At 45.6% G+C, this 22,536-nt stretch carries 18 protein-coding genes; 8 read left to right on the forward strand and 10 right to left on the reverse strand.

Going from position 1 to position 22,536, the window contains the following annotated elements; all coding sequences use genetic code 11:
• Window positions 1-5 precede the first annotated feature (5 nt).
• From G3R49_RS18480 to G3R49_RS18500, 5 genes are all read right to left on the reverse strand, one after another.
• Entirely contained in the window at window positions 6-200 is a 195-nt protein-coding gene (locus G3R49_RS18480) for a twin-arginine translocation signal domain-containing protein (RefSeq protein WP_130599581.1), read from the reverse strand.
• 86 nt (window positions 201-286) lie between these two features.
• Entirely contained in the window at window positions 287-958 is a 672-nt protein-coding gene (locus G3R49_RS18485; RefSeq protein ID WP_130603395.1) for a molecular chaperone, read from the reverse strand.
• 22 nt (window positions 959-980) lie between these two features.
• Window positions 981-2,657: a 4Fe-4S binding protein gene (locus G3R49_RS18490; protein ID WP_167870641.1), complete on the reverse strand. Its 1,677-nt coding sequence runs from the start codon at window positions 2,655-2,657 to the stop codon at window positions 981-983.
• A 105-nt stretch (window positions 2,658-2,762) separates the two neighbouring features.
• Window positions 2,763-3,422: a DUF3306 domain-containing protein gene (locus G3R49_RS18495; RefSeq protein WP_167870642.1), complete on the reverse strand. Its 660-nt coding sequence runs from the start codon at window positions 3,420-3,422 to the stop codon at window positions 2,763-2,765.
• The gene (locus G3R49_RS18500; RefSeq protein WP_167870643.1) at window positions 3,419-3,886 is read right to left on the reverse strand and encodes a DUF3305 domain-containing protein; all 468 of its coding nucleotides are present in this window, start codon (window positions 3,884-3,886) and stop codon (window positions 3,419-3,421) included. Before G3R49_RS18500 ends, G3R49_RS18495 begins: the two co-directional genes overlap by 4 nt.
• A gap of 350 nt (window positions 3,887-4,236) precedes the next feature.
• On the opposite strand from G3R49_RS18500, the gene G3R49_RS18505 reads away from it, so the two are divergent.
• A complete protein-coding gene (locus tag G3R49_RS18505; RefSeq protein WP_167870644.1) occupies window positions 4,237-5,088 on the forward strand; it encodes a formate dehydrogenase accessory sulfurtransferase FdhD in 852 nt (283 codons plus the stop codon).
• Window positions 5,089-5,137: 49 nt separating this feature from the next.
• On the opposite strand, the gene rlmF is transcribed toward G3R49_RS18505, so the two are convergent.
• Entirely contained in the window at window positions 5,138-6,289 is a 1,152-nt protein-coding gene (gene rlmF / locus G3R49_RS18510) for a 23S rRNA (adenine(1618)-N(6))-methyltransferase RlmF (protein WP_167870645.1), read from the reverse strand.
• 43 nt (window positions 6,290-6,332) lie between these two features.
• A complete protein-coding gene (locus tag G3R49_RS18515; RefSeq protein WP_130599593.1) occupies window positions 6,333-6,731 on the reverse strand; it encodes a flagellar basal body-associated protein FliL in 399 nt (132 codons plus the stop codon).
• A 122-nt stretch (window positions 6,732-6,853) separates the two neighbouring features.
• Here G3R49_RS18515 and G3R49_RS18520 point away from each other — a divergent pair, with 122 nt between their 5' ends.
• Window positions 6,854-7,420, forward strand: a complete 567-nt coding sequence (locus G3R49_RS18520) for a chorismate lyase (protein WP_167870646.1) — start codon at window positions 6,854-6,856, stop codon at window positions 7,418-7,420.
• A 161-nt stretch (window positions 7,421-7,581) separates the two neighbouring features.
• Here G3R49_RS18520 and G3R49_RS18525 read toward each other — a convergent pair whose 3' ends face one another.
• On the reverse strand, window positions 7,582-10,395 hold the full coding sequence (locus tag G3R49_RS18525; RefSeq protein WP_167870647.1) for an immune inhibitor A domain-containing protein: 2,814 nt from the start codon (window positions 10,393-10,395) through the stop codon (window positions 7,582-7,584).
• 311 nt (window positions 10,396-10,706) lie between these two features.
• Between G3R49_RS18525 and G3R49_RS18530 the strand changes: the two genes are divergently transcribed.
• The 4 genes from G3R49_RS18530 (at window position 10,707) to hemN (ending at window position 15,460) form a co-directional block, all read left to right on the forward strand.
• Window positions 10,707-11,306, forward strand: coding sequence for a YhgN family NAAT transporter (locus tag G3R49_RS18530; RefSeq protein WP_130599599.1), 600 nt, complete (start codon window positions 10,707-10,709; stop codon window positions 11,304-11,306).
• 189 nt (window positions 11,307-11,495) lie between these two features.
• Entirely contained in the window at window positions 11,496-13,040 is a 1,545-nt protein-coding gene (locus G3R49_RS18535; protein WP_167870648.1) for a metal transporter, read from the forward strand.
• A 39-nt stretch (window positions 13,041-13,079) separates the two neighbouring features.
• Window positions 13,080-13,844 carry an NRDE family protein gene (locus G3R49_RS18540; protein WP_167870649.1) on the forward strand — a complete coding sequence of 255 codons (765 nt, stop codon included), beginning with the start codon at window positions 13,080-13,082 and terminating at the stop codon, window positions 13,842-13,844.
• Window positions 13,845-14,083: 239 nt separating this feature from the next.
• Window positions 14,084-15,460, forward strand: coding sequence for an oxygen-independent coproporphyrinogen III oxidase (gene hemN / locus G3R49_RS18545; protein ID WP_130599605.1), 1,377 nt, complete (start codon window positions 14,084-14,086; stop codon window positions 15,458-15,460).
• A 143-nt stretch (window positions 15,461-15,603) separates the two neighbouring features.
• Here hemN and add read toward each other — a convergent pair whose 3' ends face one another.
• Entirely contained in the window at window positions 15,604-16,611 is a 1,008-nt protein-coding gene (gene add / locus G3R49_RS18550; protein ID WP_167870650.1) for an adenosine deaminase, read from the reverse strand.
• A gap of 208 nt (window positions 16,612-16,819) precedes the next feature.
• Here add and G3R49_RS18555 point away from each other — a divergent pair, with 208 nt between their 5' ends.
• Window positions 16,820-18,676: a DUF885 family protein gene (locus G3R49_RS18555; RefSeq protein ID WP_130599609.1), complete on the forward strand. Its 1,857-nt coding sequence runs from the start codon at window positions 16,820-16,822 to the stop codon at window positions 18,674-18,676.
• A 140-nt stretch (window positions 18,677-18,816) separates the two neighbouring features.
• Window positions 18,817-19,800 carry an alpha/beta fold hydrolase gene (locus G3R49_RS18560; protein WP_167870651.1) on the forward strand — a complete coding sequence of 328 codons (984 nt, stop codon included), beginning with the start codon at window positions 18,817-18,819 and terminating at the stop codon, window positions 19,798-19,800.
• Here the strand turns inward: G3R49_RS18560 and G3R49_RS18565 are convergent.
• Window positions 19,754-22,240: a bifunctional diguanylate cyclase/phosphodiesterase gene (locus G3R49_RS18565; RefSeq protein WP_245335409.1), complete on the reverse strand. Its 2,487-nt coding sequence runs from the start codon at window positions 22,238-22,240 to the stop codon at window positions 19,754-19,756. The genes G3R49_RS18560 and G3R49_RS18565 overlap by 47 nt on opposite strands.
• Window positions 22,241-22,536 lie beyond the last annotated feature (296 nt).

The following is a 22,536-nucleotide window of genomic DNA, read 5'->3' on the forward strand; positions in this document are numbered from 1 at the left end:
CTTTATTATTTGCTTAACGAGGCATAGTAACGACGGATATGCTCTGTCTCGCGGTAGTTGTCAGATTTTGGCTCTGCGGCAACTTTAGGTGCCGCAGCCGAAGCTGATGCACTTACACTCGCTACAGCACCTGCCGCACCACCAATCGCCAATGCTTTAAGCAGTTGACGACGGCCCATGTCGGAAGCTTGCTTCTTCATAGTGTCTCCTTGTTGAAAAGCCCTAACCCTGGTTAGGGCAAAAATGCGATGGTTTGGTTAGCTTTCAAAAAGGCTAACCTTACTCATCAATTTACTTTTACGACTTCGTCGTTTTCAGCTACCGGCTCTAAGTCAGCACTACCTGGACAATTCACCGGAATATCTAAACTCAACTGCTCAAACTCAACGGCTTCGGTCTCAAAAAAGGCCTCAGCCAGTTTGGCAACTGCAAGATAAAATTGTGCGCTTGGGCAGCGCGCTAATGTTTCACAAAAACGTGTGATCCAAGAACCGATATGACGCTGGTAGAAAGCAAGCTGGCGGTAGCCTGGCGCTTCCATAATGAGCGTACCCATCACCTCACATAGTGCGGCAACGTGATCTTCTGGCTCTTTAACGTTTTCTTCGCGTTCAAAACCCATTTGCATTAGGTCGTTACGTAGCAGTGCTAATGGTTTATCCATTAATGAACCGGTTTGGAACCAGCTGCCATAAGGCATAATTTCACCACTACCTACACCGTAAAAGATGGCAAAGTACTCATCTTCTAGTGCTTCAACATCAGCTTTTTTAGCCGCTTCACGCAGACCAACCCAAGCTGTGCTCATGTTGTTGTCTTCTTCCTCTTCAACTTCCAGCTCAGCTAAAAATTGCAATAATTCAGCGCTTGGATGACGGCGTAACAACGCAGCTAATAGCTGATAAATATCGGCTCTAAGCTGATCGTTTTCTTTCACTTCTCTCACATTTTCGGTCATAACTTCGGTCATAGCTGATCTCTTATCGCAATTGCTTTTCTGGATCTTGAAGGATGTCTTCAAACATATCTTTCACGCGGCAGTCGCCACACATTTTTAGGCGCTCCACATTGGCACTAAAGGCACTGTGTTCACCTACCATATCGAGCATTTTGTGCACCATAGACTGAGTAGCAAATGGCGCGCCGCAGCTTATACATTCAAATGGTGGCTCATCTTTAAGGGTTTGCTTAGCGCTGCGCTCGTCGGCATTAAAGTTAACTTGCGAAACTAGGCTAATCACCTTTTCAGGACATGAGGTTTCACACAAACCACATTGCACACAGTCTTGCTCTACAAAGTGCAGTGCAGGAGTATCGCCACCATCGGTCAGTGCTTGAGTTGGACAAGTTGACACACATGACATACACAAGGTGCACTTGTCTTGGTCAACGACCACTTTGCCGTAAGGCACATTGGCGATACTTAATTGAGTATCGATTGCTGCTGCCTGGCTATTGAGATGGTCAATTGCTTGATACAACACATCACGCTTGGCATTAGCTGCATCGCTTGCTTGCAGCGTCATTGGCACCACAACTGGCCATGAGTTGCTCACCACTAAATCGGCATCTAGGCTAGCGAGATCTTCAACACCAATGACACGCAGGCGCTGAGGTTGACCCATTTCATCTAGAATGCGATTGGCAAGTCCTAGCTCACCTTCAAGCATTTGGTTGAGCGTTGGCGCGGTAGCTGGGGTATTTAAAATCAATACTTCACGTGCGCCAAAGGCAAGCGCTGCTAACCAGTGGTCAATGCTCGCTACTGTAATCTCTTCCAGCGCCACAGGTAGTACGTCACCACTTAGGCTGTCGTCAATCGCTTCACTGCCCACACCTTCATCATGGAACATAATCACGGGCGCAACTTGAGCATCAGCGCGGTAGCGGCTAATTAACTTTTCAAGATAGCTGTGTAGTGCTTTTGGTGTCGGTAGGTCATAGCTAATGGCGCCTGTTGGACAAAGGTTGGTACAACTGCCTGCGCCATGACAAAGATAAGGGTCGATTTCGATTTTCTGTTCAATGCTGCTAATAGCATCGGCAGGGCAGAAGTTCAGGCAGCGGTTACAACCATTTACGCCGTTGCGGCTATGGGCACATACGTCTTCGTTAACTTTAACGTAGCGTGGCTTGTCGAATTCACCTACCAGCTCAGGAATCTGTGCAATAGCATCATCTAGCTTGGCTTGGTCTTGACCAACATAGAAATAGCCTGCTGGCAGCATTTCTAAATTAATACAAGGTTGGTCACTTAAATCAAGAATGGAATCAAAGTGAGCCTGACGCACTGCCACCACGCTTAACTGCGCTGTGCCATTGTCACCTTCAACGCTTACCTGGAATTGGCCTAGGAAGCCTTTAATACTGATAAGTTTGTTGTAGTAGCTTTCAACTTCAGTTGCGCCGTTCATCACTTTTTCTAAGTGGTCGTCATCTTGGCTGGTGATGTCACCATTGGCCAAAATAACGCGGCTCGCCATCATTGAAAGTTTATCTGCCGCTAAGCGGGCAAGATCTTCAGGGCCAATAATAAGCACATGGCCTTGAGTGGTATAACTGACGGTTGGCGGGATCAGATTCTGCAAAATCTGCGTACTCGCCATGGTTTGCTGCCGAGCTTTTTTAAGCTCTAGCTGGTTTTGTATCATACTCATCGCGTTCCTAACTTGATGCCAATTAGCGCAAGGTAAACTTGGCTTAGCATTTAAGTACTGTTTTGGATAGCTTTAACCGCTACACAGTCACAACTGGCTTAGGGACTAAGTAGTTGTATTCGCCTCATCACTGGCTTGTGCATGCTTTACCAGATCATCACTCTGGTGGTGCATAGGGTTTAGCTCGTCTGCCGTAACAGTTTGGTTTAGTTCTAGGTTATCTTGTTCTAAGTTATCTAGTTCGTCGCTTGCCAATGCTAAAGTTTCATCAGTTTCAGCATCTGTATCTGCGGCGATTTGCTCCTGCGCATCCTCTTCCTTATCTTCATCCTTGATCACATGGCGGAATACTTTCTTAGCCAGCTCCGCTGATACTTCAGGCGACAACTTAGGCTGATTGGTGTAATCAAGCGCATATTCAAGCAAGCCATCAATTTCGTTGTATTGTGGTTGCTTCCACAGCGCTTTAAGCGCAGCTTGTTTTGCCGCAGGGTCAACGTTGTCAGCCATAAAACTGGCAAAGCTACCGCCTACTTCAATCGACTCAGGATCAGGTAAATCCTCAGCAGTTAAAACTTTGTCTTGTGTTTGTTCAACTTGCTCCAGTTGAGTCTCGTTTGCAGCTTGTTCAGCTTGCGTCTCTTGCTCGACTGTTAGCGCTTGTTGTTCAGCAGTTTGCTCATTGACCTGCTCAGTGAGCTGCTCATCGGCTTCCTTAGCTACTTGCTCCTTGCGCTGTTGCCAGCGACTCAGGAAACCACTCATTGCATTCTTCCTTCAAGGTTCGCACTCGGACCTTGGTTTTTGCGTCGGTTAACATGCTTACGACGGTGAGCACTAATTTCAACTTCGCCATGTTTTGTAATAAACGCTTCAATCCAGCAAGCTACTGCAGTTGGCATTGGAATATTAAGGACTGGCGTGTCAGCTTCTAAACAACCTGCGCCCACATTTTGGTCTGCTGAAATTGCAGCAGGGATCCAGGTGCCATCTTCCAATTCATCACACACGATATAGAGCATGGTGTTATCCATATCGAGATTTAAACGGTAGCTGCCGCGTTGGTCGCGATATAACTCAAGCAGGATAAGATGCGCTCCTTCTGGCGCAGCCTGGTTACCCGGAACAAATTGATCCACTTCCCAGCGCACTGAATTCCAGCGACCCATTTGGGTTTCTACCTTCTTCAGCGATACATACATTGGCCAAACATTATCAGTACGTTGCATAAAACTCGTTGCCTCTGAATACTTGCCATTAAATAAACTTGTGATACCACCCCAGCAAAGCGATGCTCACCTGTGACTCACTCAATACGTTAGATAGGAGCAAAAATAGTGCCAATAATTTTGAGTAAATAAGTTTGAGCTAGATCGCTAAAACCTAGGTCTAGTTGGGACAATTTGTCCGAGAGCTTTATAAAAGTAGGACAAAACAGGCCGATTCCCAGTGAGGATTTTGCAAGACTTGCGCTAGATCACGCTATGACAGCCTCAATAGCTCTGAAATTACAGAAATTGCTATGCTGAAAACAATTCGACCTTAGGTTAATCCAACTCACTATTAAGGCTCCTGCGCTATGACAGATACCCCTCAAGTCGCTGCTGCAAACAAGGTAAAACTGGTTAAAACTCAGGCACAAGTGCCGCTAACGCTGCCAGTAAAAGCCATTGATGACAAAGGCGAGCTAGTCGATAAATTTGTTGCCTGTGAACGACCATTGACTGTGTATTTGAACTGGCGCCCAATCGTGACCTTAATGACGTTAGGCGCTAAACCTGAGTCGCTCACGTTGGGCTATTTGAAGAATCAGGGCTTTATTAGTGACTTGAATTTACTGGAGTCTGTCATCGTTGATTGGGATGTAAATTCAGCGGTGGTAATTTCTAAAGAAACCTCTGATGATATTGAAGAAAAGCTATCAGAAAAGACTGTAACCTCAGGCTGTGGTCAAGGCACAGTGTATGGCGGTTTGATGCAAGGGCTCGATGATATTAGCCTGCCAACACCGAGCATTAAGCAGTCGTTGATTTATCAACTGTTAAAAAACATCAATGCTTATAACGACACTTACAAAAATGCCGGTGCTGTGCATGGTTGCGGTATTTGTCAGGACGATCAGATCCTTGCCTTTGTCGAAGATGTTGGCCGTCACAATGCGGTGGACACGCTAGCAGGAGATATGTGGTTAGAGCAACAAGCAGGCGCAGATAAAATCTTCTACACCACAGGCCGCCTAACCTCTGAAATGGTGATTAAAGTGGCCAAGATGGGCATTCCAATTTTGCTGTCACGTAGCGGTGTAACCCAAATGGGTCTAGAGTTAGCGCAAAAGCTAGGTATTACGCTGATCGCTCGCGCCAAAGGTCGTCACTTTTTGGTGTACCACGGCGCTGAAACCATTGAGTTTGATTGTCTCGCTAAAGACTAGCTCACAGGCACAAGACCACCAGCTCAAACCCACTCGTTCAAACCAAAGATCAGCTCAGCTGCAGCCACTGCTTTTGCGTGGCTGCATCCATAAAACTCCAGGCAAGAATACGAGTTATTTTATTGCCCTGATGCATGTCGATTTGCTTAACTTGAACCGCTTTATGCTTAGCCAATAGCGCCTTACACGGTTTAAGGTTTTCCGACTTAGACACTAAGGTGGTAAACCAACGCACCTGAAATGCAAACTGTTTGCTCTCGTTAATCATATTACTGAGGAACTTAATCTCACCACCATCGCACCACAGTTCCGCCTTCTGACCACCAAAATTTAACTCACTCTTGGTTTTGGCTTGCGCTGCGGCTTTATTGCCAATTGCTTTACTTTGACCAGCCGCTTTATCACCAAATTTGGCCTTTTTGTTGGCATCCAGGTTAGCCAGTTTGCGCTTAGTGCCTGCCATGGCATCAGCAAGTGACTTGTGAAACGGTGGGTTACATAGCGTGACATCAAAACGGTCATCTGCGTGAATGACTCCAACAAACACATTGTCTGCATTAGCTTGCTGACGTAATTGCAGTTGCGTCGCCGTTAGCGAGTTAGCTGTGGCAATTTGTCCCACATTGTCCAATGAGATTGGGTCAATGTCGCTCGCCACAAACTGCCATTGGTATTCGCGAATGCCCAGCAGTGGATAAACGCCATTTGCGCCAGTGCCGATATCCAGCGCTTTGACTTTGCGTTTGCTACCAGCACGCGCACCAATGAGATCGGCAATATAGTGCAGATAATCAACCCGCCCAGGAATAGGCGGGCACAAGAAGCCTTGAGGGATATCCCATTCTCGAATGTCATAGTCGCTATATAAGATCGCGCCATTAAGTGCTTTTACCGCTAATGGATCTGCAAAGTCTATCGACAAATGACCAAAATCATTGGTTTTTACATGCTTAACAAAGCTAGGTACCGCTTTGATTAAGCGCTCAAAATCATAACCATGATTATGCTTATTACGTGGATGTAGTGATTTGCTGATATTGCGCTTACTGGCTGCCGCTTTTTGCGAACTTTTGTTGCTGATTTTGGCGGATTTATTGGTGCGTTTTTTCAAAGAAGCGGATTTGCTGACTGGGCGATTTTGCTTATTGTTTGCAGAGCGAGCCTGATGTTGGCTCGCCTTAGAAGATGATTTTGCAGACATTGATATACTGGTGTTAATCCTACAGTTGCTAAGCGCAACGGGGTTAATCGTACAAGTATTTGGTAAATAACAGATTAACTACAGTGGCTTTGCCCGTTTCTTGTTCTATCAAGCGATTAACGGTTTCGAAGCACTCGCGGCGAATTTCTTCACGCCCAGCAAGTGACTTTACTTTATCTTCCGCCTGATTACCTAGAATCTCCACAATAGCAGAGCGTAGTAGTGGATCATGATGTTCTAGGTCAACCAAATCATTCGGGTTAGACACCATCAGCTCGACACTGATTTTAACAAAGCCAAGCTTTTTGCGATTGGAAATATAGTTGGTGACGATATCTGGCTCAAAGCCATAATAAGCATATTCTTGCTCATCTTCTGCCACTGCAACTTTGACACTTAAAAGTAAACTCAACACCATCAGCAGTGAAGCGATTCTTTTCATTAAGGAGTCTCCGCAAAAAGTCATGTGTAATTAATAATCTACAGTGTAAACCTTGATTATAGTTTTTGCCTAGTCGCTGGCATGGTAAACTGCGACTCGCCACGTATTGTAACGAGTTTTTGATGACAGTGACTAGTGTTAGCTTCCCCTATGGTGAGTCCATTCAATGGTTTTCTCCTAAAACCAGCCACAACTTGCCGCAAACCCAACTAAAAGATTGGTTGTTGGATGAAGGAAGCCTGACGCAAAAACTTAGAGCCCATTGCCAACAATTTAGCGTAACCGTGCTGGGCGAACATTTGCATTCGCCGTTAGACGGTGAGTGCCCCCACAGCCAGCATCCGATGTGGATCCGCGAAGTATTACTGTCGCTCGATGGCACACCTTGGGTATTTGCCCGCACCCTGATCCCACAATCAATTATCGATAGCCCGCAACACACCTTCGCCACCCTGGGTAATCGCCCATTGGGAGAGCTGTTATTTAACAGCGAACACATCACGCCAGGTGATATTGAAGTGGCGCAATTTGCTAGCTGCGGCAAGCTCGCTTACCTGGCGCAAAGCCTCAAGCAGGAAGTATCCGATACTTTATGGGGGCGCAGACGCTACTTTGACCTGGAAGGCCAACAACTCATCGTTAGCGAAATCTTCTTACCCGCAGCGGTAAAGCACATAATGGCGCAATAATTACCTCTCAATTTAGTACCTTCACGGTTTTACTCATTAACGCCATAGGAACAAAAAGCGCTCAGTCACATAGGTAACAGAGCGCTTCATGAACGAGTAGACTTGTTTAAACGAATGAGCAAAAGTAAGCAGCCTAAACTCCTGCCAATACGCTCGCAAACCTAGGACATACGAGCTTTCCTACGCAGCGCAAGAGCAGTAAGTGCAACGAGACCAAACCAGCCTAAACTACCGCCACCTGAGTCGCCGCCAGTGGTTGGCTGCGGATCAGGATCGGTAGTAGTTGCGGCTGAGACTGTCACAGTTTGCGAAGCGCTGGCCGTATTACCTAGCTCGTCGGTCACCACAACTGACACGTTATAACTACCGGCTGCAGCGTAAGTGTGGGAGGCGCTTGCTTGAGTACTGCTATTACCGTCACCAAAATTCCATAGGTAATTCAAATCACCAAACCCTTGGCTAGCATCAGCAGCAAAGCTAACAACCAAATTATTTGCGTTCGCTGTCATGGTTACTTGTGGGTCAATAACCACTCGCACATTGTTACTGCTATTTACGCTAGTGCCCGTACCATCAGTCACAGTTAATGACACGGTATAATCGCCCGAGCTGCCATAGATGTAACTCGGTGTCATTTCTGTACTGGTAGCTCCTGCCACGCCAAAGTCCCATTGGTAGCTGTAGTTACCATCACCACCAGCAGCTTGAGCATTAAAGCTCACTTCAGCTTGATTAGCAGAGTGGCTAAAACTTGCTGATAGATCAGCAGGCGCGACACCATCACGCTTGAAGCGCACGGTTGCAGTCGTGCTATCCGTTGCCTGCGCTATCACCTCCATAGTGAGGCCAAGTTCAGGCAATTTGATCCCAGCTTGTGGTTTGGTTGGCGCACTATAGTCTTGCGAGTCGTCAAACATAGGATTAGCACTTAAGTGATTGTCACCAAAGTAACTTTGTTGATCGTACAGACTAAAGGCTGCGTCACGAATTTGTACGTCTGTGGTATTGCTACCAATGAGGTTTTGGTCGGCATCCACGACACCAATTAAGCCTTCACCAGCATGTTGTGACGAGTTGTTGTCAGCAAATGCAAAATTTTCAAGCCATAACAAAACACCCGGCTCATATAAACGTGAGGTTAAACCGGCATCAATATCTTGATGGGAACGCAGCTGAACCAAATAGCGTCTAGGCTCACCCGGACGCTCATTGGTTATGCGAGCATAGCCGTTAAGCGTCATAGTGCCATCAGTTTCAGCGTTATCTTGATAAACCGCAGCAGAACTATTCTCGATTACAATATCATCTATTGCGATACCATAGTCGCCCACAGCCTGGTCGGTCACATAGGTAAACTCCACTGTGACATTTTGTCCAGCATAGGCTGTTAGGTCATAAGTTAACTCCACCCAAGAATCGACTCCGGTTGCTCCAGGTACTGTGCTCGATTGCCCAGTAATAAAGTGATTCACCGCACCAAAATAAGGATTATTAACCTTAGTGTGATTACCGGGCACTGAAGTGCCATTGACCAGCACCTGCATATAGTCATAATCGACTTCGATGTTCCAATGAGCTTGGAACTTCAAGGTCAACGCAGAGCTTGTGGGCAATGCGGTTGTAAACGACATGCGATTATCTAACTCATGCCCTTGGCCAGAATAGTATTGATAGCTGCCGGCAAATGGCTGCTTAAAGGCGATGGTTGATGAGGGTAAATCAATCGATAATTGATTCACTTGCTCAGTGTTCACAGCATGATTAAGGGCAACATCTAGCCCAGAGCTGGTAATACTTGATAACGGGATTTGCTGCTCGTTAACCCATTTGCCCTTGTACTTGCTTTGCAAGAACGAGCGCGCATAAGGGCTAAAGCCTGTTGGCTGCGAGCCCGCAATTGAGCCTGTCCAGCTACCGCCAGACATCAGTGACCACGCCCCTACAGGCGAGCCATCTTCCGACGAGGTATTAATATCATATTCATCAGGCAAGCCTAAATCATGGCCAAACTCATGGGTACATACACCAATGCCGGCATCGATTGGCTGAACTGTGTAGCCAAATACCTTCATGTTTCGACCCGGAATGGTGTAACCAACCGTTTGCTGATCTACAAAAAAGCGGTGTGACCAAATAGCATCATTGCCTAGCTTACCGCCGCCGGCCTCTTCACCAATACTCGAGTGGAACAGCATAATATGGTCAATGATGCCGTCTGGCTCATCAATGTTACCATCGCCGTCAAGATCGTATGGGTCTTCAACATCATAAGTCGCCAGCTCAGCATCACTCATGCCAGCTACGGCTTTTGTCACGGCCTCTTTGACTAGCTCAGGTACAGCTTTATCGTCACCATTATCATTGCCACCATAATAGGCGGCATTATTACTGGCGGTCACCCAGTCGAGCACCTCACCGGTAAAGAAGAAACTTTGCCCTGAGGCAGCTTGAAAATACTGGTAAGCAGACTGCAAATTTTGATTGCTTGGGCCGTTAAATCCACTGGTTGAGAACAGTAGGTTTTGATAGTGCGAGCTTGGATAGCTTGAGTAGTACATTTGCGTATCGCTGGCACTCAAACCATTGTCGTCATGTTTAAGGTCAGGAAAGTCCACCAGCACGCCCATGACTTTAACGGTTTTAGTAACGTCAGTGTCTGCCATTAGACTCATGGTGTGAGATGCCTTGTCATGCTTATGCAGCTTAGCGTGCGCTTTTGCTTCTAACGCAATCGGTTGATGACCGCGTAAATTACGACGACTAATATAAGCTGCGACAGCGGCTTGCTGCTCAGCAATACTCGCATCACTCGCTAGCTCTCCTCGCTTTACCAACCAGTAAAGGATTTGCTGTTTATTGATCACCCCTGGATCGGCCGGTGTACCATGATGCGGTGCACTCACTGCCGAGGTAGACAGCGCCAAAGCACTGCCCAACACACTCGCTAGTACACTCGCCTTAACTGCTTTGTTCATGACGACTTCCTTACCTGTCTTATGACTCGCTATTATTGATAATTTTATAATAGCCAACGAATTCACAAAACATTAACAGGAGTTACTTGCGAAATATACGCCGATGGCAAGCTTTTTTACTTCATTAGATATGACGCTCTACTTTGGTCACGCCAACTCATACCAAAACCAATAACAGGCTCACTAAAAATCAGTGATTTACCATTAGTTTTAAACAAATTGCCACAAGTTTGTCATCCTCAACTAGCCTAGTTTCATGCTACTCTTTACTACCCAGCTACAATTGAACAAACATCTTTTTAGGAATATCAATGGAAACCCTTTCAGCCGCCATAATGTTATTTTTGATTATGGATCCTCTCGGCAACCTGCCAATCTTCAGTGCAGTGCTAAAACATGTAGAAAAAAAACGCCGTAAACAAATCCTGATCCGAGAATTGCTCATCTCGTTGGCAATTATGATGGTATTTTTATTCACAGGTGAGGCCATTCTTAACTTCTTGAGTTTAAAACAAGAAGCAGTCTCTATTGCTGGCGGTATTATCCTGTTCTTAATTGGTATTAAGATGATCTTCCCATCAGAAGGCGGCATAAGTGGTGTTGCTGCAGGTGAAGAGCCGTTTATTGTCCCGCTAGCCATCCCACTCGTTGCGGGTCCATCTATCTTAGCAGCGCTGTTACTATTAGCGCATACTGATCCAAATCGTATGACTGACTGGAGCCTAGCACTGTTTGCTGCTTGGTCAGCTAGCGCGGTGATCTTGATGATGTCTGACGTATTCCACCGCTTATTAGGTGAAAAAGGCTTAACCGCTGTAGAGCGTTTAATGGGTATGTTACTGGTGATGATCTCAATTCAAATGTTACTTGATGGCATTATCGCTTATCTCGAGTTTGCCAAAACCCTATAAGTTTGCGGTAAATACTGCATTGCTCGTAGGCATAAGTTAAATCAGCCTGGTGATGACTTGCACTTCACCAGGCCTGCCCACATTGTAAATTCTGCTCAACTCCGCTATTTGCTTTGCTACAACCCGTAACAGAAGTGATATACTGTAGCACTTTCGACTTTGACTACTTTATATACCTGTTAGGGAATCATGCTCTATCTCGTTGCCAGCTGTATCGCGCTATTATTTGGGCCGCTTTGCTACCGCTTTTTCTCCCAAGGCAGTGGGCTACAAAAAGCGCTCGACGGCTTTATTTTTGTCTCCCTTGGCGGACTTGTTCTCATTCACATCATGCCTGAGCTTCTCGAGCATGGCGGCTGGCTAACGCTGGTTTTTGTTGCCCTTGGGCTTTGGGGGCCAACAGCCAGTGAGCGCGTATTTCATCAGTACTCCCACGTAACCCACAATATCACGCTAGCACTCGGTATCGGCGGACTATTGCTACATACCATCACAGATGGCAGCGCCATGGTGCTAGCTCAGCAAGATAACTATTCAATCATGTTGGCGATTGGGGTTATCCTGCACCGCTTACCCGTTGGCTTAGCCATTTGGTGGCTGCTCAAACCTCAAGTGGGGAGTAAATGGGCAAGCCTAGTCATTGCGGCAATGATGCTGCTAACCGCCGTGGGTTATTTTGGCAGTGAGCAAGTACTTGATCAGTTAAGTCTTGAAAATACAGCCTTGCTGCAAGCATTTGTAACTGGCTCTATTTTGCATGTAGTGTTGCATCAACCCCATGTTGAACATGATCAACAACAAACAGATAAATACCAGTACCACGCTGGAGTAGGCAGCCTATTAGGCTTGGGACTGTTAGCACTAATGCTACACTTTGACGCTGGCTGCAGTGCCAATGGTGATGTTCACGACCATAGTCATCATCATGGACATGACCACGCTCAGGGGTTTGAGCAGTTGCTCGATTGGTTACTCCTAGTTGCCCCTTACCTAGTGCTCGCTTATCTGGGCGCTGCGCTGCGTTTTAAGTTCGACCTAAAACCTGACAGCCACCATTTATTTGCTCAGTGGCTACAAAGACTTATCGGGCCTGAGGCACTCATTATTAGTTTGATGCTGCTTGGTCCCGTTTATGGGGTTATTCATTTACTCGTTGCGCTTGCATTAAGCCTGCTCCTAAGTAAACAAGTAATTGCGGTTACTGACCCACATTCTCAGCTACCGAGCAATTCTTGGCAATTTGGTTTTAGCCACATTGTCGACCGTAGCGCCCCTTGGGTTATTTTTAGTTTAGTGGTGGCTCATGTTATTGGTCATCCTTCAATGCCGTTTGCTAACCCTTATATACAGTTAGCTATTCTATTCGCAGTATTTTTACCGCTGCGTTTTTGCAACCTCGGCGCTGCTATCCTCGCAGTGGCTTTGGCGCTAAGTGGCTGGTCAGCTGCCGCAGTAGTCTTTGTGCTAATCGCCGCGCCGCTTATCAACTTGGCGCAATTTAAGCTTATGAGCGCCTTACAAATAGCTATGAGCATAGCTTGCATAATGGTTGCAGTCGCCGCTATCAACGCGATTGGACTACCACAAGCAAGCCAATACAGCTTACCAAGTTGGCTAAACGGTATTAGCTTAGCCATAATTGCGCTATTGTTTAGTGCAAGTTTGCTAAGAGTCGGCCCGCGAAAGTTTCTTGCTAGGTTAATGCTGAGCCGACCTCATGCGCATCACCATTAGACTAAAGCGATTGGGCTGATATTTTTTTGGAGTTAGAGTATGTGCATTTTGTTTATCGCTGTAGATACTCACCCCAAATATCCTCTCATAGTATGTGCTAATCGCGACGAGTTTCACCATCGCCCAACCCAGGCAGCCCAATACTGGCAAGCTGATAATACTGATAAGCGCATTTTAGCAGGGCGAGATCTTCAAGCTGGCGGTACCTGGCTGGGCGTATCTGAAACAGGGCAATTTGCAGGACTAACAAATATTCGCACAGCTCAGGCAGAGACCCACTTACGAAGCCGCGGTGAGCTCGTGGTCAATGCGTTAGTTCATCAGCTCGACCATCAATGGCTAACCGAGCATGCAGCGCTATATTCACCCTTTAATTTGATTTACGAGCAGCAACAGACGCTGTTTTGCTTCAATAGCCAGCAACAAACATCTATCCCATTAACAAAAGGCTTTCATGCCATTAGTAATGGCGCACTTGATGAGAAGTGGCCGAAAATGGCAAAGGGCGAGCAAGCGCTAGAGCAGTTAATTAAGCAGCAGGGTGAACTCGATATTAATCAGTTGATTGAGATCATGCTCGACAACAGCACAGCTAAGGATGAGCTACTGCCACAAACTGGTATTAGTTTGGAGTGGGAACGCTTGCTGTCGTCTATCTTCATCAAACATGCCGAATATGGCACCCGTTCAACCAGCGTGCTACTCAGAGATAAATGCGGCAGTTGTAGCTTCACTGAGCGCCGCTATGATGGCAAAGGCCGTAATCTGGGTCAGCAAACCTTCTCGCTTACGGTAACACCCTAATGCTGCCTGCGCATATGGCCAGCTAGCTCGCCACACTATGTAGCCCGCGCAGCAGCTGAAAAAATGCAAAGACAAAGCTGTGAGGCGCACCACAAAACTTAACAATCACAGTCAAAAACGCCTATCAGACCCATAAAAAATTAACAACAAATACCAATTTTACAACCTAGATCATAGTTATTTGCCCTTATTAACTGCATACTTCGGTGGTTGCTAATTTACCCTCCGGAGGACACGCCTTGAAGCAGCCCACACAGATTAGTTGGGATCAGTCGATGATCGAGAAGTACAATTACAGCGGTCCCCGTTATACGTCTTATCCGACCGCACTCGAGTTCGACGACACTTTTACTGAGCAAAATTTATTAACGTCGATTGAGAACAGTCAATCAGACAAGTTGTCGCTATATGTGCACATCCCATTTTGTGCCAAGCTTTGTTATTACTGTGGCTGTAATAAAATCATCACTCGCCACGCCCACAAAGCCGACCAATATATTGAATATCTAGCGGCTGAAATTGTTAAGCGCGCACCATTATTTAAAGACTACACAGTGACTCAAATGCACTGGGGTGGCGGCACGCCAACTTTCTTGAGCCCTGAGCAAATCTTAAAGCTTACCGCACTGATTAAATCACACTTCAACTTTGCTGAAGTGGGTGAGTTCTCGATTGAAGTTGACCCACGCGAAATCGAGCTAACTATGCTTGATACTTTGAAAGAAGCAGGTTTCAACCGTATTTCTATCGGTGTACAAGACTTCAATAAAGATGTGCAAAAAGCAGTGAATCGCGAACAAGATGAGCAGTTCATTTTTGACTTAATGTCACGCGCTAAAGAACTTGGGTTTGTATCGACCAACGTTGACCTTATTTATGGTCTACCGCTACAAACACCAGAAACCTTTGCGCAAACTATTGCCCGCATCATCGAGCTATCACCGGACCGTTTATCAGTGTTCAACTATGCTCACTTACCATCGCGCTTTGCCGCTCAGCGTAAGATTAAAGATGCTGACATGCCAACGCCGCAGCAAAAACTAGACATGTTGCACCAAACCATCGAGTCATTAACCAACGCCGGTTATCAATTCATTGGTATGGATCACTTTGCTAAGCCTGACGACGAGCTAGCACGTCTGCAACGTGAAGGTAAACTGCACCGTAACTTCCAAGGTTACACCACGCAAGAAGAGTGTGACCTACTTGGTTTAGGTGTATCTTCAATCAGTCAGATTGGCGATTGCTACGCGCAGAACCAAAAAGACTTACGCCCATACTATGAAGCGATTGATGATCAAGGCCACGCATTGTGGAAAGGCTGTAGCTTAAACCGCGACGACGAAATCCGCCGCGCTGTGATTAAGCAAATCATTTGTCACTTTGACTTAGATATGGCTGACATCGACCAGCGCTTTGACATTAAGTTTGAAGATTACTTCGCAGAAGACCTAGAGCTAATGCAGACCTTCCTCGATGACAAGCTGGTAGATATTACCGACCGTCGTTTAACTGTGAGCCCAACGGGTCACCTGCTCATTCGTAATATCTGTATGTGTTTTGATGTGTACTTCCGTCAAAAAGCCCGTCAGCAGCAGTTCTCTCGCGTGATTTAATCACCCGATTTCGATACTGTTTAGATGCAAAAAAGCCAGCTTAAGCTGGCTTTTTTAATGTTTGAATATGCAAGGTTGTTGGTTAATACCTAACGCTTTCTCGCTAGTTACGAGGCAAACCTCACCTATAGACTAAGCCGCTATTAAGCCGACTTTGCACGAACCTTGTCGTAAAGTGCTTGTTTACTTGCCGCTGACATAAATGCCATTTCCACGCCATTGCGCTGCAGCTGTGCTAACTGCTCGTCAGTTAAACCCATTTCAGATTTCACCACGCGATACTCATGACCAATGTCGATAGCACTTACCCCTGGGTCATCAGTATTAAGGCCAATACACACTCCAGCATCCATAAACTTAGTCAGAGGGTGAGAGTCATAATCAGCCACAGTTGAAGTATGTAAATTACTGGTTGGGCAAGACTCAATACCAATATTGTTGGCAGCCAGGTACTCCATCAACTTAGGGTCATGGATAGCATTAACACCATGACCAATTCGGGTTGCACCTAAGTCTTGAATCGCTTGCCACATACTTTCAGCACCTGCCGCTTCGCCAGCATGTGCAGTAATCGCTAAACCGGCATCACGTACTTGCTTAAAATGGTCGGTAAACAGCTCTCCTGGAAAACCTAACTCATCACCAGCTAAATCCATCGCTACCAGCTTTTCTTTGTGCGCTAATAGGCCATCTAATTCTTGCTGACAAGCCTGCTGACCAAACGAGCGCGACATAATACCAATGAGGTTGACCTCAACATCAAACTGCTTCAAGCCGGCTTGTACGCCATCAATGACCGCTTCAACCACACCTTCAATTGGCAACTTATGATTCATTGCCATGTAGTAAGGGCTGAACCTCAGTTCGGTGTAATCCAAACCTGATACAGCTGCATCCTCGACGTTTTCATATGCAACGCGTTTCACTGCATCTAAGTCTGCCAATACAGCAACCATCCAATCTAGTTTCTTTAAAAAGTTAACCAGATTGTTCTCTTTGCCCTGAATTTGCACAAAAGGTGCAAGCGTTTCCAGGCTTTGCGCTGGTAGCTCAATACCGTGCTTGTGGCCTAATTCCCAAATGGTATTTACCCTGACATTGCCATCTAAATGACGATGCAAATCAACCAATGGTAGTGTTTTATCGATCATACTTTGCCCCTATACAAAATTTGCTCGCCAGTGGTTTGATTTATCGGTCTGAGCATTGAGCAAGTTTAACATAATAATACAAACACACAGTTCTTTAATTAACATAAAGTGACAATTTTCAGCAGAGTTTTCTGATTCAGTGACATGTTTTTTATGCAAGTATCGGGCATACTCAAGCTATCTGACTCGGAAGTTTTAAGGAATAATAATGCGCGTTTCACTGTTATCACTGCTTGCTGTAGCAGCCATCTCAGGCTGCTCAGTCAATACCACTTCATTTGAAGCTCAAAAAAATGCTTATGATGCAAAGCGCATTAATCCAACGCAAACTAACCAGGCTAAAAATACTCAAACTGACACAACAAAAGCGATAAAAGCAGCGCCAATTATCGCCAAAGACGTGCAAGACCTAATTGATAAAAGCTGGGCACACACTTTAGCAAGCAATCCAGGTATGGCAGCCCAATTTGGTGATGAATCAGCAAAAGGTAAACTCACAGATATGTCGCCAGAAGCACTTGCCCAGCGCCATATCACCACCAAGAGTTTACTTGATGCAGCCAAAGCGATTGATCGCAGCGAGTTGAGCAATAGCGACCTAATTAATTTGACTATTTTGCAAGACCAACTGCAAAACCAGGTCGATATGTACCGTTTTAAGGATCACTACCTGCCAATCACCGCAGAAAGTGGTTTTCATGCCTACATAGCTTCAATTGCCAATGGCCGTTTTAAAACTTATGCCGACTATCAGCACTATTTAGCCAAATTAGAAGCACTGCCAAATTACTTTGCCCAGCAAACATTCTGGCTTAAACAAGGACTTAGCGTTGGTATTACTCCAGCAAAAGTCACACTAAACGGTTTTGAAAACAGTATTAGCCCTTACATTACCGAGCCGAGTGACAGTGGCTATTACCAACCGTTTGAGCAATTCCCTAAGCATTTTACTAAAGCGCAGCGTGACGAATTAACCCTACAAGGCTTACAAGCAATACGCGATAAAGTCATTCCTAGCTATCAAGCGTTTTATGACTTTATGACCGAGGAATACATTCCTAATGCTCGTGAAGAAATCGCCGCATCGGCTATGCCAGATGGTGAAGCCTTCTACGCTAACCGCGTTAGCTACTACACCACACTAGATATGACAGCAGATGAGGTTCACCAACTAGGACTAAAAGAAGTCGCCCGTATTCGCGCTGAAATGCAGCAAATTATCGATGACGTAGAGTTTAAAGGCAGCTTTGCAGACTTCTTACACTTCCTGCGCACCGACCCACAGTTTTACCCAAAAACAGCTGAGGAATTGTTAAAAGAAGCCTCATACATCGCCAAAAAAGCCGATGCCATGTTACCTAAGTACTTTGGTAACCTACCGCGCCAACCTTACGGCATAGCACCAGTTCCAGCAGAAATCGCCCCTAAATATACGACCGGTCGATATTCTGGTTCAAACAGCGATGACCAACCTGGTTATTACTGGGTAAATACTTATGCATTGGAGCAGCGCCCATTGTATGAGCTAGAGGCGCTAACATTGCACGAAGCCGTGCCCGGTCATCATTTACAAATTGCCTTAACTAAAGAGTTGGATAACTTGCCAAACTTCCGTCGCTATAGCTATATCTCGGCATTTGGCGAAGGTTGGGGATTGTATTCTGAATACTTAGGGTTAGAAGCAGGCTTCTATCAAGACCCTTATAGCAACTTTGGTCGTTTAACCTATGAGATGTGGCGTGCCGCTCGCCTGGTTGTAGATACTGGTATGCATGCCAAAGGCTGGACACGCCAACAAGCAATCGACTACATGGCAAGTAACACCGCACTGTCGATGCATAACGTCACCACAGAGATTGACCGCTATATCTCATGGCCAGGTCAAGCTCTGTCATACAAGATTGGTGAGTTAACCATTAAGCGCTTGCGAGCAAAAGCCGAAAATGCACTCGGTGAAGACTTTGATATTCGCGCCTTCCACGACGCGGTGTTAGAAAATGGCTCGGTGCCTATGCCGATCCTTGAGCAAATGATTGATCAGTTTATTGCTAAGTATCAATCCTAGCTTTGATTGCCGCTAAGTATAAATGGCCAGCAGCGATTTGCCCCTGCTGGCTTTTTAATATCTATCATTTGCTCAAGGCTTGCGTTGACTCTCTTGCCCAGCCCATAATGAGCCATCCAAGTTGTAACTGATATCCATTAATGACTCAGCGCTTCTCCTCAGAACACGAACTAAATAACCAGCAGCTAACTGACTTCTGGCAACAAGTGTCGCAACAGCAACTCATCTGCCGTGACCAACTAAAGCTTGCCTACGCTTACATTCATCATCCTGATAACAACAAAGCGATCGTAATAAGCAATGGTCGTGTTGAGTCTTATATCAAATATCGCGAGTTAATGTATGACCTGTATCAGCAAGGATATAGTGTTTATGCAATAGATCACCGGGGGCAAGGATTGTCACAAAGACAAACCAGCAACCCACATCAGGGTTTTGTGGCTAACTTTGATGATTATGTTGATGATTTAGAGTTGTTTGTCGAGCAAGTTGTGCTTCCTCAACAACACGAACAACTGTACTTGCTGGCTCACTCAATGGGAAGCGCCATTGCGACCCTATTACTACAACGACAACCAAACTGGTTTAACTCGGCGGTGTTTTCAGCACCCATGTTTGGTATCAAACTGCCAGTACATAAACAATTTATCTTGTGGTTAGCAAGAAGGCTAAACCGTTGCAAATCTCAAGGGGCGCTATACCATTGCAACTATGTCCTTGGTGGCAGCGATTACGACGCACCTAGCTTTGCTGATAATCACCTAACTCACAGCCAACTTCGCTACCAAGACTACCGCAATACTTATGCGCAAACCCCTAGTGTGCAATTAGGCTCGCCCACCAATCACTGGTTAATTGAAGCCATTGTCGCTGCAGATAAGTGCGTTGAAATCAGTGCCGCAATTAAAACGCCCAGGCTTATCCTGCAGGCAAGCGAAGATAAAATTGTCTGCAACAGTGCCCAAGATGCCAGCCTAAACGACATGTGCCATAAAGTAGTGGTACAGGGCTCGTCCCACGAGGTATTTATTGAGTCAGACTCAATGCGCGACTTTGCGTTAAATAAAGCGCTGTCATTTATGTCACAACACTCAATGAAAGCTGCGACTGAATCAACTGCTTAGTGTCGGTGATATTCAGAGGGCGGCTAATAATATAGCCCTGGAAGTAGCTACAACGGGCTTGTGTTAATTTGTGAAGCTGCATCTTGTTTTCAATATGCTTGCCAACCACAGGCAAAGATAATTGTCTTGCCAAATCAACTACACCGTTAAGTACGTTGATTGATTCCGTAGAGCTTTCAAGGTTATTTAGATAATGTTGTGACAACTTCACCTGTGAGAAACCTATCCCCTGGATCTGATAAAACGCGCATAAACCAGCACCAAAATCATCCAGCGCTACTTTCAATCCGTGGCGCTGAAGCTCCAATAACTTTAATCTTGCCTCATCAGCATTAACCGAGAAGATGTCGCCTTTAAGCTCAAGCTGAATGTTCTGTAGTTTAACCTTTTTGGACTGGATCTTACTCACCACCATAGAGACAAAGTGGCTTTGATGAAAATGACGCGATGAAATATTAATGGAGATCAGTGGTGCTTGTTGCTCATCTTGCTGTAACTCACGAATTAAGTGGCAAGCTTGTTCAATCGCCAATAACTCTAGCTCAAAAATGCTGTCAGACAGCTCGGCAATAGGAATAAACTTTTTCGGCGAAATAAAGCCATGTAATGGGTGATACCAGCGCAGTAAAGCCTCTAACGAATGCAATCGCCCAGCCTGATCGACTACAGGTTGATAAACTAAGGAAATTTGCTCGCTTGCCAACGCCTGTTTGAGCTCATGGCCCAAATCAAATGGGCGCGAATTCTCATCATAATGTGGGTAGTAGATTGCGCAGCCGTTAGAGCGACTATCTTTTGCTTGAACAAGTGCACCATCAGCCCGAGCTAACAAGGTTTGCGGTTCTAATGACTCAATGCCCTCGAATACAACAATACCCACCCGCGCTGAGATCGATAAGTTCTGCTCGGAGACACTGAAGCTACGACCAATTAGCTGTCTAACCTCACTTGCCAACGCCAAGGCACGCTTATTGGCTTGTTCTAACTCCCCACCAAAATTTCGCGCCAGGATCACAAATTCATCAGAGCCAAGGCGAGCCACCGTACCCACATGAGAAAAAGCACCGGTTAGGCGCGCGGCAATTTGAATAAGCAATCTGTCGCCAATCTGCCGACCCAGCGCATCGTTAATCAACTTGAAGTTGTTAAGGTTAATCATTAACAACGCGGAGAACTGGCCGGCCTTGCGGCTGTAGACCTGTAAATCATAAAGCTCATTGGCCAGAGACTCACGGTCAATCAAATCAGTTAAGTTGGACTGACTTGCATTTTTGCTCGGTGCGAGCCGCTGAGTTTTCACGTCACCAGTTACATCAGTAATACTGCCAATAAGCCTTGTTGGGCTGCCTTTTGAGTCCCATTCAACTGTTTTCCCACGATCAAGCACCCAGGTGTAACGTCCAGTTTTGTGCCTAAGACGGTGAACACTTTCATAGTTATCTGTTTTGTTATTGATATAGTTCTGTAAAGTAAGCAGTACCTGAGGTTTATCTTCTGGGTGTAAGCGCGACTCCCACACACTGTAATCATTGTCTAACTCGTAGGCTTGATAACCTAAAATTTCTTTCCAGCGGTCAGAAATAAACACATCACCCGATACTAAATCCCAATCCCAAATACCATTGCGAGCCCCCTCTACAGCGAACAGCCAACGCTGCTCAGCATCATTGAGGCGCTTGTTACAACGGCTTAGCTTACCGCTTACCAGTTTTAAGTAATCGCGAAGATCGGCGACCTCTTTAGATGGGCTGACAAAATCAGCATCAAAACTATCTTCGCCTACATGCCTAGCACTAGCGCTGAGCCGCTTGAGTGGCTTTACAAGCAACCAGTGAAGCGTAAGACAAAAGAAAATAATCGCTATTAGTCCAGAAGCCTGTACATAGACAAAGCGGGCTAATAGTTGGTCTGAGGCACTAGAAACTAGGCCTGAAATGCCATATTCAAGATAGATAAGGTTAATGGTGTTGGAATAGCTGTAGCGATTGTTACTATTCAAAGGGTAATAGACTTGGATTTCCAGTCGCTCGAAGTCAATATCGACAAACGCTTGCTCGTTGGTAACAACATTTTGATGAAGTTGCTCTTGGTATCCCTCAAGTACACTCTTTGCGTTACTCTCACGCCAAATAACATGGTTGGCGTAATGTATCTCTCCAGACATATCTAGCAGTGCATAAACCTGCATATTAACATCAGTGCCAACCAGGGAAACTTCTTGCTCAATACGCTCTAAATCTTGGTTCGATAAGGCTGACTCAACTACATGGCGCATTCGGAATAAAGAACTAGTAATTTGTTCTGACTTAGATTCGGCAAGGTCTTGCTGCAGTTGACTTCGCTCAACAAAGAACTGGATTGTTACGATCACCGTGAATAGCACCACAACAAAGGTCGGTACCAGTAGGCTCAGGGAGATTTTGGGGAAACGATTCAACATACATCCAATGTAATAGTAAAAGCCAAACAAAATGAATAGCTAACAGAAACTTACCTAACAATAGAATACTGCGTAGGTTCGCTATTAGTCTATAGGGATGAGTCTAAGTATTTTGAATTAAGCACAAAGTTGTAGCTGAAAATTTACAGCAAAGTAGCTGTAGGATGTAGCAGCACTTACCTACAAATCGATGAAAGGAAAACAAACCTAAATGTTGAACCTCGTAAAACGAAAAAAGCCTCATCAATCGATGAGGCTTTTCTCTTTATGTTGGCGGAGCGGACGGGACTCGAACC

Origin of the sequence: Shewanella sp. WXL01 (assembly GCF_012263345.1) — a bacterium.
Classification (GTDB): Bacteria; Pseudomonadota; Gammaproteobacteria; order Enterobacterales; family Shewanellaceae; genus Shewanella; species Shewanella maritima.

Coding starts and splice junctions, on each gene's coding strand:
- G3R49_RS18480 (WP_130599581.1), bottom strand. CDS start 200: ATGAAGAAGCAAGCTTCCGACATGGGCCGTCGTCAACTGCTTAAAGCA.
- G3R49_RS18485 (WP_130603395.1), bottom strand. CDS start 958: ATGACCGAAAATGTGAGAGAAGTGAAAGAAAACGATCAGCTTAGAGCC.
- G3R49_RS18490 (WP_167870641.1), bottom strand. CDS start 2,657: ATGAGTATGATACAAAACCAGCTAGAGCTTAAAAAAGCTCGGCAGCAA.
- G3R49_RS18495 (WP_167870642.1), bottom strand. CDS start 3,422: ATGAGTGGTTTCCTGAGTCGCTGGCAACAGCGCAAGGAGCAAGTAGCT.
- G3R49_RS18500 (WP_167870643.1), bottom strand. CDS start 3,886: ATGCAACGTACTGATAATGTTTGGCCAATGTATGTATCGCTGAAGAAG.
- G3R49_RS18505 (WP_167870644.1), top strand. CDS start 4,237: ATGACAGATACCCCTCAAGTCGCTGCTGCAAACAAGGTAAAACTGGTT.
- rlmF (WP_167870645.1), bottom strand. CDS start 6,289: ATGTCTGCAAAATCATCTTCTAAGGCGAGCCAACATCAGGCTCGCTCT.
- G3R49_RS18515 (WP_130599593.1), bottom strand. CDS start 6,731: ATGAAAAGAATCGCTTCACTGCTGATGGTGTTGAGTTTACTTTTAAGT.
- G3R49_RS18520 (WP_167870646.1), top strand. CDS start 6,854: ATGACAGTGACTAGTGTTAGCTTCCCCTATGGTGAGTCCATTCAATGG.
- G3R49_RS18525 (WP_167870647.1), bottom strand. CDS start 10,395: ATGAACAAAGCAGTTAAGGCGAGTGTACTAGCGAGTGTGTTGGGCAGT.
- G3R49_RS18530 (WP_130599599.1), top strand. CDS start 10,707: ATGGAAACCCTTTCAGCCGCCATAATGTTATTTTTGATTATGGATCCT.
- G3R49_RS18535 (WP_167870648.1), top strand. CDS start 11,496: ATGCTCTATCTCGTTGCCAGCTGTATCGCGCTATTATTTGGGCCGCTT.
- G3R49_RS18540 (WP_167870649.1), top strand. CDS start 13,080: ATGTGCATTTTGTTTATCGCTGTAGATACTCACCCCAAATATCCTCTC.
- add (WP_167870650.1), bottom strand. CDS start 16,611: ATGATCGATAAAACACTACCATTGGTTGATTTGCATCGTCATTTAGAT.
- G3R49_RS18555 (WP_130599609.1), top strand. CDS start 16,820: ATGCGCGTTTCACTGTTATCACTGCTTGCTGTAGCAGCCATCTCAGGC.
- G3R49_RS18560 (WP_167870651.1), top strand. CDS start 18,817: ATGACTCAGCGCTTCTCCTCAGAACACGAACTAAATAACCAGCAGCTA.
- G3R49_RS18565 (WP_245335409.1), bottom strand. CDS start 22,240: ATGTTGAATCGTTTCCCCAAAATCTCCCTGAGCCTACTGGTACCGACC.